The organism is Nonomuraea glycinis (genome assembly GCF_014646515.1).
In the GTDB taxonomy this organism is placed as follows: domain Bacteria; phylum Actinomycetota; class Actinomycetes; order Streptosporangiales; family Streptosporangiaceae; genus Nonomuraea; species Nonomuraea glycinis.
In genome coordinates this window covers 40230-52709 of sequence record NZ_BMNK01000004.1, presented here as the reverse complement: position 1 = coordinate 52709, position 12480 = coordinate 40230, and the positions used below count along the sequence as shown (strand labels likewise).

The following is a 12480-nucleotide window of genomic DNA, read 5'->3' as shown; positions in this document are numbered from 1 at the left end:
CCTCCGTTCAGGCCCGCCACCACCCGGCGTTACCACCCCGCCGCGAAGCGGAGAATCCCCGTAAGTCACCCGGCGAAGAGCTGGGTGAGCTTCAGGACCAGCTCGTACACACCGAAGGCGAAGGGCACTCCGACCCAGGCCCAGGCCAGGACCATCAGCAGGGTGCGGCTGTCGTTGCTCATGCGGGAGTCGCTCATGGGGGAGTCCTCATCGGCTCGTCACGTCACGGTCAGCGGGTGGCCGGGGTTTCCGGCACGCGCTCGTGGAACTTCTCGGCGACCGGGCGGATCAGCTCGTTGGCCGCGAACCCGATCACGAGCAGTGCGATCATGATGTACAGGGAGGTCGTGTACAGGGCGGGTCCCGACCGGCCGGCGGCCCGCTGCGCGTCGGCGATCGCGTTGATGATCAGTGGGCCGAGGACGCCCGCGACCGACCAGGCGGTGAGCAGCCGGCCGTGGATGGCCCCCACCTGATAGGTGCCGAACAGGTCCTTGAGGTAGGCGGGCACGGTCGCGAATCCGCCGCCGTAGAAGGACAGGATGCCGATCGTGCACATGATGAACAGCGGCTTGGAGCTGTCGCCGGCCAGCGCGATCGTCAGGTAGAGCAGCCCGCCCACGCCGAGGTAGACGCGGTAGATGTTCTTGCGGCCGATCAGGTCGGAGGTGGAGGACCAGACGAACCGGCCGGCCATGTTGGCCAGGGAGAGCAGCGCGACGAAGCCGGCCGCCGCGCCGACCGCGACGGGGGTGGCGGTGCCGGAGAAGAAGTCCCTGATCATGGGGGCGGCCTTCTCCAGGATGCCGATGCCCGCGGTCACGTTGAGGCACAGCACGATCCACAGGCACCAGAACTGCGGGGTACGGATCGCGTTGCGCGCGGAGACGTCCGCGGTGGTGACCAGCGGCTTGGCGGCGGCCCGGGAGGGGGTCCAGCCCTGGGGCAGCCAGCCCTCGGGCGGCACCCGGACCAGGAGCACCCCTACCGACATGAACGCCGCGTAGACGATCCCGTGCACCAGGAAGGTCTGGGCGATGCCGGTCGTGTCCGTGCCGAACGTGCTGAGCATGCCCGCCGACCAGGGCGAGGCGATCAGCGCCCCGCCGCCGAAGCCCATGATGGCGATGCCCGTGGCCATGCCGGGCCGGTCGGGAAACCACTTGATCAGGGTGGAGACGGGGGAGATGTAGCCGATGCCGAGTCCGATGCCGCCGATGAAGCCGTATCCCAGCACCACCAGCCAGAACTGCCCGATCGCCACGCCGAACGCGGAGAGCAGGAAGCCGCTGGAGAAGCAGGTCATCGAGACGAACATGGCCCACCGTGGCCCGTTGCGCTCGACCAGCGTGCCGCCGAACGCGGCGGACAGGCCGAGCATCACGATGCCGAGCTGGAACGGCAGGGCGCTCATCGTGCCGGACAGGCCGAGGGAGGACTCCAATGGCGGCTTGAACACGCTCCACGCGTACGCCTGCCCGATCGCCAAGTGGACGGACAGAGCAGCTGGGGGGATCAGCCAGCGGCTCCAGCCTGGGGGTGCCACGGTTCGCGAGCGGTCGAGGAAGGCGGGGGTGAACGGGGATCGAGCCGGGGAGATCATATCGCCGGACATGCCGTATACGGTATGTGGTGAGCAGTCCGCAGTCGAGACCGAAATGCGTTGATTGATTGAATTTTTCGCTACTTCCGGACGGATGCGATGGCGGCTTCGCCTCGGAGACGATCCGTGCCGCCGGGCCTACGGTGTGGACCCTCAGGTGGTGCTGGGCCGGCAGGCCATGCGTGCGGCGCACCGCCCACGGCGCGGTGGTCAACGGTGAGCACGGCGGCGGTCAGGTAGTCGGTCACCGCAGCCGGGGCCGCTTGAGGGGCACGGGACAGGGCCTGGCGGGAGTTGTGGAGCCCGTCGGCTGAGCGCGGTGCCGGACAAAATATGAAAGTCGACCGTCACCATAGAATTCGGTCATGGGTACGGGTGGGTTGCGCGAGCGCAAGAAGGCCAGGACCCGGGAGGCGATCCTGCGCGAGGCGTTCAGGCTCTTCCGTGAACGCGGCTACGGCGCCACCACCATCGAGCAGATCGCCGAGGCCGCCGAGATCTCCCCGGCCACCTTCTTCCGCTATTTCCCGACGAAGGAAGATCTGGCCACGCTCGACCGCTTCCCACCCCTCATGGAGGCTCTGACCGCTCAGCCGCCGGGCGCCCCGGTCGCCGTCCTGCGCGGCGCCTTCCGCACGGCGTTCGCCACCCTGCCCGCCGAGGAGATCGCCGCCGGGCATGCGCGCGAGGTGTTCGCGGCCACCGTCCCCGAGCTGGTGACGGCGAACCTGCGCGGAAGTCCCGCCCTCGTGCGGGAGATTCGCGAGATCCTGGCGGACAGGGCCGGCTGCGCCCCGGACGACCCCCGGCTGCGTGACGTCATCGGCGCGGTCTTCGGGGTCGTGGCGATGGTCTGGCTGCAGTGGGCCGAGGACCCCGCCCTGGACGGCCCCGCCGAGATCGACCGGGCGCTGGCCCACCTGGAGTCCGGCCTACGCCTCTGAAGCCCTCAGCCCGTACGATCGCCGCGACGGCGGCCGGCGCGACGTGCTCCGCCCTCGCGCTACGGGCGACGTGCTCCGCCCTCGCGCTACGGGCGACGGGCGACGAACACGTACTCCCGGCTGTCCTCGGTGTACGGCTCGCGTCCGAAACCTCCGTAAAGGGCCTCCAGTTCGAGGCCGGCGACGTCGAGGAGGCCGAGCCACTCGTTCTTCGTCGCCCACCAGAAGGAGCTCGTCGCGCCGTCGTCGAGGACGAGGTCGATCCGGTTGTCCCCGACCGCGTAGCGGATCGTGTGCGGCACGGGCCGCTCCTGCCGCTCGCCGTCGAGTCGCGCGGCGATCTGGTGGTCGAAGGCGATGGCGTTGAAGGCGAAGCGGCCCTGCGGCCGGAGCGAGGCGGCGACGCGCTCGAACGTACGGCGGCGGTCGGCCCACGTGGGCAGGTGCTGGAGCGACCGGAACGGGCATTGAACTCCTCCCCGGCCTGAAGCCGGAGATTCTCCCGTCGCGTAGCGGTTAAGCGGCGTGCGGGGGTTGACGCTTCGTGGACCGGGTATCCCCGAGGTCTCCACGTCCTGACACCGCAGTTCCTGCGGCGTTGTGTATGTTGATCGCGGCGTTGGTGTCGGCATGGCCGGTCCACCCGCACGCGGGGTTGGTGCAGGAGAACCGGGTGCCGTCACGGGAGGCCGGGTCGCGGTGCCCGCACCGGTGGCAGGTCTGCGAGGTGCCGGGGGCGGGGACCTTCAGCACTTGGCCGCCGCGGTCACGGGTCTTGTACTCCATCAGGGTGACCGTGCGGCCCCACGCCTCTCCGGCGATGGAGCGGTTCAGCCCTGCCTTCTGCCGCACGTTGCGGCCGGGTCGTTCGATCGTGCCCTTGGCGGAGCGGACCATGTTCGCGATCTTCAGATCTTCCACCACGACCACGCCGAAGGTGGCGGCGAGTTCGGTGGTGGTCCGGTGCTGCCAGTCGACGGCTCGGCGCTTGGCTGTCGCGCGGAGCCGGGCGATCTGGCCATAGGTGCGCCCGAGCCGATGCGAGGCCGGCTGTCCGGGGGTGCGAGTGGCGCGAGTGGCGCGCTGGCGGGCGGATTTCTTCTCCAGGCGGCGCAGGCGCTCTTTCTCACCGGCGCTCAACCAGGGGCCGTGCTCGCGTGTGGTCTGGTCCGACAACGCCAGGGCGACGGTGATCCCCCGGTCGATCCCCACAGCCGGACCGGGATGGGGAACGGTGACCGGGGCGGCCATGGTCTCGGTGCGGAACACGATCTGCCAGCCGAAGGCGTCCTTGACCAGCCGGGCTCCGGTGATCCGCCCGGCCGGGCCGCCCTGGGTGACGCCGGGCAGGTCCTTGGTCCAGCGGAACCGCACCCGCCCGATCTTGGGCAGGCTGACCGCGCCCCAGCGCCGGTTGATGCGCTTGATCTGCAGGTCGCGGGCCTGCGGGACGTCGACGGCAGGCCGGGATCGGAACCGGGCCTTGAACGTCGGGCGTTCGGCGGGATGCTCGGGGTTGAAGAAGTTGGCCCATGCCTGCCGGTAGGTCTTCAGCACCGCCTGAGCCGCCTGGGCGGGCAACTGGCCCAGCCAGTCGATCTCGCGGCGGGCCGCCCGGATGGCGTCGTCGCACTGCTTCAAGGTCGCGAGGCGGCCCTGCCGGAAGGTGACGTACTCGTGCAGCAGGTTCCACAGCGCGCGGGCGGTGTGCGCCTGACCGTCCAGCACCGCCACCTGGGCCGCGCTCAACTCCAGCCGGGCCACCTGCGCCCGCGCTTGTTTCACCAACTCCACACCGTGATCGTATCATTTGGTTTATGTCACCGAGATGGGAACCGAACCCCGATGTGCGTACCGGAAGACACGTCGAATATCACCTTCATGCCCATTTGGTATTCCTCACCAAGTACCGGCGGGGGGCTTTCACCGGCCCGATGCTGGTCCGCTGCGAACAGATCATGCGGGAGGTCTGCGCCGACTTCGAGGTCGAGCTTCGCGAGTTCAACGGCGAAGACGACCACGTTCACCTACTGGTCCACTATCCGCCCAAGGTCGCCTTGTCCAAGCTGGTCAACTCGCTGAAGGGGGTCTCGGCTCGGATGCTGCGCAAGGAGTTCGGCACGCACGTCCGCGACCACCAGTCCGGTGGCCGTTTCTGGTCTGGCTCCTACTTCGCCGGGTCGGTTGGCGGGGCCCCGCTGACTGTGGTCAAGCAGTACATCGAGCAGCAGAACCGGCCGGTCTGATCGGGAGGGTGGACGCCGGTTCACCTGGTGGCGAATCGGCTGTTCTTGCCCCACTACGCGGGACAGTCCGCTTCACCCCCGGCCTGAAGGCCGGAGCACTACAGACGGAATCGGTAGATCGGCGCCGCGGGCTCGTCCAGGGCGAGCTCGCGCAGGTCACACTCGCGCAGGTCGAGTGTCACCCCGGCGGTGGGCGCGCGCCTGCGCGAGCATCGCCGGCGAGATGTCGATGCCGACGACGGGCCGGCCGGTCTCCCGCGCGACCGGGATGGCCACCCGCCCGTTGCCGATCGCCAGCTCGACCAGCGGCCCGTCGGCCGCCCGCGCGAGATCCACGTAGAAGGCGATGTCGGCCGTCATGTGGGCCGACCATTCGTCGTACCGGCCGGCGAACGCCTCGTCCCAGGTTGTCGGCATCGGCCCATGATCGCATGCCGGCTGCCGGCTGCCGGCCTCAAGCGGGACGTGGTTCAGCTCCTACCTGGCCTGTATGCAGGGGGATCGCCAGTGGCCGGCACCGTCACGATGCCGGCCACAGGAGTCCACGGGATTCGCGCGGGGCGTCTACTCGGAGCTGTCGGTGTGCGTCGCGGACGTGCCGTAGTCGGTGTAGGTGTACGGGTTGTCGAGGACCTCGACCTGCGGGACGTCGGGGTTCATGCCCTTCTCCCACGCCTCCTCGCCGAGCTCGGCCCGCAGGTAGTCGACGGTCTGCTCGACGACCTGCCGGGCCCGGTCGAGGTCGATGCCGACGAGCTGGTGGTCGCGCTTGACGATGCGCCCGTTGACCAGGACCGTGTGCACGTCTCCGCGCTGCGCCTGCAGAGCGATGTGGCCGTACGGGTTGAAGATCGGGAACATCACCGGTGAGCGGTCGTTCTTGATCAGGACGATGTCGGCCTTCTTGCCGGGTTCGAGGCTGCCGATGGCGCTGTCCAGGCCGAGGGCCTTGCTGCCGCCCCGGGTGGCCCAGTCGACCACGTTCTCGGCACGCAGGGTGCAGTGGGTGATGGTCTCCTGGCGGGCGTGGGCCTCCAGGTGCTCGCGGGAGCGGTCGGCGCCGAGCGTGGTGCGCATGGCGGAGAACAGGTCGCCGCTCCACCAGGCGCTGGTGTCCATGGACAGCGACACCGGGATGTCATGCTTACGCAGCCGCCAGGTGGGAGGGTAGCCCTGGCCGGCGCTCTGCTCGCTCTCGGTGGAGACCGACACCGAGCCGCCGGTGGCGGCGATCCGGTTGTAGGAGTCGGGGCTGAGCGTGGCGGCGTGCACGTAGATGGTCGCCGGGGTCATGAACCCGTTCTCGTGCATGAGCCGGATGCCGTCGTCGTTGGTGGCGCCCCAGACGCCGGCGTGCGTGCTCACCGGCACGTCGAGGTCGCGGGCCACCTCGAAGGCGGCGCGCTCGGGGAACTCCGGGTCGCCGGTCACGTCGAAGGCCATCTGGAAGCCGAGCATGTCCCCGCGGCCGTCGATGCGCCGGGTGACGAAGTCCCTGAACTCCGGCTTGGCCGACCAGTCCCACGGCCCCTGCTGGATGTTGCCGTAGCCGAGCACGAACCGGCCGGGGACCGCCTCCAGGGCGTCGACCGCGGCGTCGGCGTGATCCACCGTCTGCAGCCCGTGCGACCAGTCGACCGTGGTGGTCACGCCGGCGTCCAGGGCCTCGATGGCGCCGAGCAGGTTGCCCGCGTAGATGTCCTCCGGCCGGAAGAACTTGCCCGACTCCAGGTAGTACCAGACGAAGTACTGGGTGAGGGTCCAGTCGGCGCCATAGCCGCGCATGGCCGTCTGCCACAGGTGCCGGTGGGTGTCGATCATGCCGGGCATGATGATGCCGCCACGGGCGTCGATCTCGAGGGTCTCCGCCGGGACGTCGAGATGCGGGCCGACGGCCTCGATGCGTTCACCGATCACCAGGACGTCGGCGTCACGCAGGACGGTGTGCCGGTCGTCCATGGTCAGTACGGTCCCGCCACGGAAGACCACAGGGCGATCGGTGGCAGAGGTATCGGAGGTGGTCGTCTCGCTCATGATGTCCCAGTTCTCTCATCACCGGAGTGACGGACAAGCCGCCGCACAGCGGACATGTGAAATGTTGCTGTAACGATGAAGGCATTTGGTCTTCATGTCAATACCCCCGCTCCAGGGCTGCCAGAGGAGCGAAATACCAGGTAGAAACCCTATCCGGCCAAGAAAAAAGACCAAGCGGGGCCGTCGGCGGACACCTGTCCGTTCAGCCGGTCCCCTTGCGCTCGGGGCCGGTGGGTCGAGCTGGTCCCTTGCGTCGTTCAGGTGGTGAGCACGCTGCGGTGCGGCGCCCGCCCCGAGGCCTGCCGTTCCCAGGCGGCGGCGACGTCCGTCAGCGGCACGGTGTCGTAGGGGATGGTCAACCGGCCCGCCGCCGCATGCTCGACGATCGCGACCAGGGCGTCCCGTTTCTGCTCGGCGGTCAGCTCGTTGTTGGTGTAGCCGAGCACCCGCAGCGAGCGGCTGCGCAGCGTGGCGGAGTCGAACGGCGCGGTCTCACCGGCCGAGCTGCCGAGGTTGACCAGGCGTCCGTGCGGCCGCAACGTGCGCGCCGCCGCCGCGGCCGGCAGCCCGAACAGCGTGTCGAGCACCAGGTCCACCGGCCCGTCACAGGCTTCGAGCAGTCGTACGGCCAGCGTGCCGACGTCGTCGGCGCCCGACAAGTCGACCACGGCGTCGGCGCCCAGCTCGTAGGCGCGTTCGCGGCCCGCACGCGAACGGCAGGCGGCGATCACCCGCCGGGCGCCGTGCAGGCGGGCCGCCTGCAGGGCGACCTGTCCGACGACGCCTCCCGCGCCGAGGATGACGACCTGCTCACCGGCGCGCAGTTCGCCCCGCCAGGTCAGCGCCATCCAGGCGGCGATCGCCGACAGGCCGAGTGCGGCCACGAGCGGCGCCTCGACGCCGTCCGGCAGCGGCACGAGGTCGCTCTCCGGCACCACGCAGTAGTCGGCCATGCTGCCGTCGCCCGTCCGCATCCCGGCCGTCGTACTGAACCAGACGGTGGTCCCGCCGGGAATCGTGGCGCCTCGCTCCACGCCGCCGGAGTTCGTGCCGGCTCGCTCCACGCTGCCGGGATTCGTGCTGGCTCGCTCGACCACGCCGACCCCCTGCACACCCGGCACGTACGGCAGGGCCGGGGTGCCGAAGTAGGAGGTGCCGGTGGCGCAGAGCACGTCGAGCGGGGTGATCGGGGCCGCGATCACGCCGACGAGTGCGGTGCCGTCCGGCTGCTCCGGAGCCTCACGCGTGGTGACGGTGGGCGGCTGGCCGCACGTACGGATGGTCGCGGCCCGCATCATGTGGCGATGTCCGGATACGGCAGGGAGAAGTGCGCGAGCCGGGCCGCGTACGCGAGCTGGAACCCGAGCGGCTCGTCATGGTCGCGCTCGAACATGGCGATGAACAGCGTCAGCGTCAAGAAGGGATGGGCGCCCAGCTCGAACAGTGCGCTGTAGTCATGGGTGCTCAGCGCCTCCCGCTCACCGTCGGTGAACGCCAGCCAGGTGCTGGCCTCGGCCTCCGGCACGTTGAGGATCACGTTGGCGCGCTCGCGCTCCCACCAGGCGACGGTCTCCACCGGCTGCTCGCGATAGCGCTCGACCAGCTCGGGGTCACGGTCCACGGTGTAGAGGAACTTGTTGAGCAGATACTTGCTCATGCGGGCGCTCCCTTCGGGTACCAGGTGAAGTAGGCCTCCATGGTGTGGAACAGGTCGAGGGTGTCGACGTAGTCGGCCTTCCTGCCCTCTCCCGCGACGCCCATCATGAGCATGAAGTCCATGAATCCATGGGTGGCGTTGCCGGGGCTGTGCAGGCTGTCCAGGGTGACCTCGGACAGGCAGCCCTCGATGTCGCCCTGCGCGATCCACTCCACGGCCCTGGCGTCGAACTCCGGATCCGGGCCGTGCGGACCGAACTGGCGCGGCCCGCCCAGCTCGAGCGACAGGTGACCGGTGCCGATGACGGCGACCCGCAGGTCCGACGGCCAGGACTCCACCAGCTCCCGGATGGCCTTGCCGAGCTGCACGAACCGCTTCGGCTGCGGCAGCGGCGGGGCGAAGATGTTGGTGTAGATGGGCACGATCGGCAGGTCGTTCTGCGGGCGCAGCGTGATGATCGGGCAGGTCACGCTGTGATCGATGCGCAGCTCGTTGCTGAAGGCCAGGTCGAAGCCGGCGTCCAGGCCGCCGCGCAGGATGTGCGCGGACAGGTCCTCCTGGCCGCGCATCCGCATCCGGGGCAGGCCGAACTCGCGCTCCTCGTTGTACCAGTTGGCGTCGTAGAAGGGCGCCTTGCCGACCAGGAACTGCGGCATGTTGTCCAGCCACAGCTGGTGGAAGTGGTCGGAGCCGACCATGACCAGCACGTCCGGGTTGGCCCTGGTCAGCGTTTCGCGGAACCCCTCGACCTTGCGCACCCACTCGTCGGCGAAGGGTGGCCGGTCCTCGCCCTGGGCGGTGCTCGCCCGATAGTAGAACGGATGGTGCGTCGAGGCGATGACCGCGGTGATGGTGGCCATGGCGGCTCCTTGGGGGGTAGGTGACTAGTCGGATTCGGGGCTGAGGTAGGTGGCGTTACGGTCGACCGTCCGATAGACGTCCATCCCGATCGGCCGGGTGCGTTCCTCGGCGATGTGCCCGAGCAGGCCCGCGGTGCGGGCGAGCAGGGCGAAGCCGCGCAGCAGCTCGACCGGCAGGCCGAGGTCGGCGAGCGCGGCGCCGCACACCCCGGCGCCGTTCAGCGGCAGCGTGCGGCCGAGCACCTGCGGATGGACCCGCCCGATGGCCTCGAACAGCCGCAGGTGCGCGCCGCGCAGGCCCTCCTCCTCGGCGATGCCGATGAGCGCGGCGGTGCGCGGGTCGGCGCTCTTGTGCACCGGGTGGCCCAGACCGGGCACGAACCGCTTGGCGGCGCGGGCCGCGGTCACGGCGGTCAGCGCTAGCTCGTCCCACTCCTCGTCGGTGCCGGGCGGCTCGCCCTGGTGGCCGGCGAGGGTGTCGGCGAGGAAGCGGCCGCAGTCCTCGGTGACGCCGAGGAAGCGCGAGCCGCCGCCGAGCAGCCCGGCGGCGATCGCGCCCTGCAGGGATTCGGGCGCGCTCAGATAGGTGAGCCGGGCGGCGATGGCCGTGGGGGTGAAGCCGTGGTCGGCCAGCGCCACCAGGACCGCCTCGAACACCCGCACCTGTGACGGCGTCGGGCGGCGCTGCGCGACGAGCCAGAAGGCCAGCTCGCCGAAGCCGACCTTGCCGATGAGGTCGTGGGACAGATCGTGGCCGAGCAGCCGGATCGTGGTCTCGTCGGAAGTGCCGATCGAGGTGGGGAAGGAAGGCGTGGGGCCGCCGTCGGTCACGTGTCGCTCCTGGTCGGGTCGGTGCTCGCGAGCCACTTACGGATCTCCGCGCCGTGCTCGTCGAGCGAGGGCGGCGGCAGGTCGTAGCGAGCGGGGGTGGCGGAGAAGCCGATCGGGTTGCGCACCGAGGGGATGGCCTGGTCGCCCTCGCCGACGGAGACGACGGGGTCCAGGCCGACCTCCTCGGCGAAGGCCACGCCGCCGTCGATGGTGTTGATCGGCCCGGCCGGCACGCCGGCGGCGGTCAGCTCGCGGAACCAGTCCATCTTGGGCCGGGTGCGCAGCCGCTCCACCAGCAGCGGCCGCAGCTCCTCCCGGTTGGCGGTGCGGTCCTCGGTGCGCGCGAAGCGGGGGTCGTCCACCAGCTCGGGCAGGCCGAGCGCCTGGCACAGCTTGGCGAACTGGCCGTCGTTGCCGGCGGTGATGATCAGCTCGCCGTCCGCGGTGGGCAGCGGTTCGTACGGGAACAGGCTGGGGTGGGCGTTGCCCATCCGGAACGGCACCTCGCCGCCGGCCACGTAGGCGCTGCCGTGGTTGACCATCCCGGACAGTGCCGAGGACAGCAGGTTGACCTCGACGTGCTGGCCGTCACCGGAGGTCTCGCGGTGCCGCAGCGCGGCGAGGATGCCGATCGTGGCGTGCAGCCCCGTCATCACGTCGAACACCGAGATGCCGGCGCGGTAGGGCGGCCCCTCGGGGTCGCCGGTCAGGCTCATCAGGCCCGAGATGGCCTGCACCATCAGGTCGTAGCCGGGGATCGCGGCCCCTTTGCCGGAGCCGAACCCGCTGATCGAGGCGTAGACGACGGCCGGGTTGCCCGCGCTGACGCTGTCGTAGTCCAGGCCGAAGCGGCGCAGCCCGCCGGGCTTGAAGTTCTCCACCACCACGTCGGCCCGCGCGGCCAGCTCCCGCGCGGCGGCGAGGTCGCCCTCGTCGCGCAGGTCCAGGGCGATCGAGCGCTTGTTGCGGTTGATGGCCAGGTAGTAGGTCGACACGCCGTCGCGGGTGGGCGGCATCCAGGTCCGGGTGTCGTCGCCGCCGGGCGACTCCACCTTGATCACCTCGGCGCCCAGGTCGGCGAGCAGCATCGTGCAGTACGGCCCGGCCAGGATGCGGGAGAAGTCGGCCACGAGCAGCCCGGCCAGTGGCCCGGCGGGACCTTGTCGCTCGTCGGTGCGCTTGGTCATCCGCTCAGAACCTCTCCGTCCGTCAAGCGGACGGTTGTCCGCTGGACCCAGTCTCCGAGGTGCCGCTTTCTCCTGTCAAGTCGCTCAGCCCGCCGTGACGTACGGCACCGACTCGTGCCGCGCCCAGTCGGCACTGATCGCGCCGGCGGCCTGCAGCAGCAGCGGGAGGTAGTCCTCGGCCAGGGTCTCCAGCGAGGTCTCCGCGGCGTGGGCGTTGACGTTGAGCGCCGCGATGGTCCGGCCGGACCCGTCGCGCAGCGGCGCGGCCACCGAGCGGATCGCGGGCGCGAGCTGCTGGTCGGTCAGCGCCCAGCCCTTGGCCCGCACCTCGCGCAGCGCCGCCGTCAGCTCCTCCTCGCAGGGGCTCGCGCTCGGCTGCACGCCGGAGCGGCCGGGCTCGGCCAGCACCTTCGTCAGCTCGGCGGGGTGCAGCGCGGCCAGCAGGACCTTGCCCAGCGAGGTGGCCGCGGCCGGGAACCGGGTGCCGATGTCCACCCGCAGCGTCACGATCTTGGGCACCGCGACGCGGGCGACGTACACGATGTCGGAGCCGTCCAGCTGGGCGATCGAGGACGACTGGTGGGTGCGCGCGACAAGCCACTCCATGTGCGGCCGGGCGATCTCCCACAGTCCCATGGACCGCACGTACGCCACCCCGAGCTCCATGATCCGCGGGGTGAGCGCGAACCCGTTGTCGTCGGCGCGGGCGTAGCCGAGCTCCTCCAGGGTGAGCAGGATGCGCCGCGCCGTGGGCCTGGCCAGGCCGGCTTCGGTGGCCACCTCGGACAGCGTCATCACCGGCCGGTTGGGGCGAAAGGCCCGGATCACGTCGAGGCCTCGGGCGAGCGCTTCGATGAAGTCAGGGTCGCTGCTTCGACGGGCCACGGCGATCACTACTCCTTAGGAGCATTTCCAGGTACGGCTGTGCAGCCGACTCTAGGGGATGGGTCCTGCGCTGTCCGCGACTCGGACACCCGGACCACAGACCTGTATCGGTCCCGGTGAACCCGGACTCTTGACAGGTGTCATTCGTCACATCATTCTAGGGCCACCCGTGAGCGACCGTGATGCGGACGAACGTCCGGAACCAAAGTCCGAACCAGCGCCACCATGCGGCC

General features: G+C 70.2%; 14 protein-coding genes. 2 read left to right on the top strand and 12 right to left on the bottom strand.

All coding sequences use genetic code 11. From position 1 onward, the window contains the following. Positions 1-65: 65 nt before the first annotated feature. Entirely contained in the window at positions 66-197 is a 132-nt protein-coding gene (locus tag IEY87_RS46665; RefSeq protein WP_263652116.1) for an MFS transporter small subunit, read from the bottom strand. Between the two features lie 32 nt (positions 198-229). After that, on the bottom strand, positions 230-1615 hold the full coding sequence (locus tag IEY87_RS13645; RefSeq protein WP_225277356.1) for an L-lactate MFS transporter: 1386 nt from the start codon (positions 1613-1615) through the stop codon (positions 230-232). 353 nt (positions 1616-1968) lie between these two features. On the opposite strand from IEY87_RS13645, the gene IEY87_RS13640 reads away from it, so the two are divergent. Next, entirely contained in the window at positions 1969-2547 is a 579-nt protein-coding gene (locus IEY87_RS13640) for a TetR family transcriptional regulator (protein WP_189138992.1), read from the top strand. Positions 2548-2633: 86 nt separating this feature from the next. On the opposite strand, the gene IEY87_RS13635 is transcribed toward IEY87_RS13640, so the two are convergent. Together IEY87_RS13635 and IEY87_RS13630 are read right to left on the bottom strand one after the other, a co-directional pair. Further along, positions 2634-3119, bottom strand: a complete 486-nt coding sequence (locus IEY87_RS13635; protein WP_225277357.1) for a class I SAM-dependent methyltransferase — start codon at positions 3117-3119, stop codon at positions 2634-2636. Further along, on the bottom strand, positions 3064-4341 hold the full coding sequence (locus tag IEY87_RS13630; protein WP_225277358.1) for an RNA-guided endonuclease InsQ/TnpB family protein: 1278 nt from the start codon (positions 4339-4341) through the stop codon (positions 3064-3066). The genes IEY87_RS13635 and IEY87_RS13630 overlap by 56 nt, the downstream gene beginning before the upstream one ends. Before the next feature lie 23 nt (positions 4342-4364). On the opposite strand from IEY87_RS13630, the gene tnpA reads away from it, so the two are divergent. Beyond that, positions 4365-4793, top strand: coding sequence for an IS200/IS605 family transposase (gene tnpA, locus IEY87_RS13625; protein ID WP_189138991.1), 429 nt, complete (start codon positions 4365-4367; stop codon positions 4791-4793). 156 nt (positions 4794-4949) lie between these two features. On the opposite strand, the gene IEY87_RS13620 is transcribed toward tnpA, so the two are convergent. From IEY87_RS13620 to IEY87_RS13585, 8 genes are all read right to left on the bottom strand, one after another. After that, positions 4950-5210, bottom strand: a complete 261-nt coding sequence (locus IEY87_RS13620; protein ID WP_225277359.1) for a class I SAM-dependent methyltransferase — start codon at positions 5208-5210, stop codon at positions 4950-4952. Positions 5211-5357: 147 nt separating this feature from the next. Further along, positions 5358-6827, bottom strand: a complete 1470-nt coding sequence (locus IEY87_RS13615) for an amidohydrolase family protein (protein WP_189138990.1) — start codon at positions 6825-6827, stop codon at positions 5358-5360. A gap of 257 nt (positions 6828-7084) precedes the next feature. Continuing rightward, positions 7085-8125, bottom strand: coding sequence for a quinone oxidoreductase family protein (locus tag IEY87_RS13610; protein ID WP_225277360.1), 1041 nt, complete (start codon positions 8123-8125; stop codon positions 7085-7087). Then, complete coding sequence (locus IEY87_RS13605) at positions 8122-8484, bottom strand: hypothetical protein (protein WP_189138989.1); 363 nt, start codon at positions 8482-8484, stop codon at positions 8122-8124. Before IEY87_RS13605 ends, IEY87_RS13610 begins: the two co-directional genes overlap by 4 nt. Then, positions 8481-9344, bottom strand: coding sequence for a DODA-type extradiol aromatic ring-opening family dioxygenase (locus IEY87_RS13600; RefSeq protein ID WP_189138988.1), 864 nt, complete (start codon positions 9342-9344; stop codon positions 8481-8483). Before IEY87_RS13600 ends, IEY87_RS13605 begins: the two co-directional genes overlap by 4 nt. 24 nt (positions 9345-9368) lie before the next feature. Then, entirely contained in the window at positions 9369-10175 is an 807-nt protein-coding gene (locus IEY87_RS13595; protein WP_189138987.1) for a citryl-CoA lyase, read from the bottom strand. Continuing rightward, a complete protein-coding gene (locus tag IEY87_RS13590; RefSeq protein ID WP_189138986.1) occupies positions 10172-11362 on the bottom strand; it encodes a CaiB/BaiF CoA transferase family protein in 1191 nt (396 codons plus the stop codon). Before IEY87_RS13590 ends, IEY87_RS13595 begins: the two co-directional genes overlap by 4 nt. An 84-nt stretch (positions 11363-11446) precedes the next feature. Then, positions 11447-12247, bottom strand: a complete 801-nt coding sequence (locus IEY87_RS13585; protein ID WP_189138985.1) for an IclR family transcriptional regulator domain-containing protein — start codon at positions 12245-12247, stop codon at positions 11447-11449. Positions 12248-12480: the final 233 nt, after the last annotated feature.

What these genes read in the sequence shown, in the direction of transcription:
- IEY87_RS13645 (WP_225277356.1), bottom strand. Translation starts at nt 1,615, where the DNA reads ATGTCCGGCGATATGATCTCCCCGGCTCGATCCCCGTTCACCCCCGCC.
- IEY87_RS13615 (WP_189138990.1), bottom strand. Translation starts at nt 6,827, where the DNA reads ATGAGCGAGACGACCACCTCCGATACCTCTGCCACCGATCGCCCTGTG.
- IEY87_RS46665 (WP_263652116.1), bottom strand. Translation starts at nt 197, where the DNA reads ATGAGCGACTCCCGCATGAGCAACGACAGCCGCACCCTGCTGATGGTC.
- IEY87_RS13590 (WP_189138986.1), bottom strand. Translation starts at nt 11,362, where the DNA reads ATGACCAAGCGCACCGACGAGCGACAAGGTCCCGCCGGGCCACTGGCC.
- IEY87_RS13610 (WP_225277360.1), bottom strand. Translation starts at nt 8,125, where the DNA reads ATGATGCGGGCCGCGACCATCCGTACGTGCGGCCAGCCGCCCACCGTC.
- IEY87_RS13620 (WP_225277359.1), bottom strand. Translation starts at nt 5,210, where the DNA reads ATGCCGACAACCTGGGACGAGGCGTTCGCCGGCCGGTACGACGAATGG.
- IEY87_RS13640 (WP_189138992.1), top strand. Translation starts at nt 1,969, where the DNA reads ATGGGTACGGGTGGGTTGCGCGAGCGCAAGAAGGCCAGGACCCGGGAG.
- tnpA (WP_189138991.1), top strand. Translation starts at nt 4,365, where the DNA reads ATGTCACCGAGATGGGAACCGAACCCCGATGTGCGTACCGGAAGACAC.
- IEY87_RS13600 (WP_189138988.1), bottom strand. Translation starts at nt 9,344, where the DNA reads ATGGCCACCATCACCGCGGTCATCGCCTCGACGCACCATCCGTTCTAC.
- IEY87_RS13605 (WP_189138989.1), bottom strand. Translation starts at nt 8,484, where the DNA reads ATGAGCAAGTATCTGCTCAACAAGTTCCTCTACACCGTGGACCGTGAC.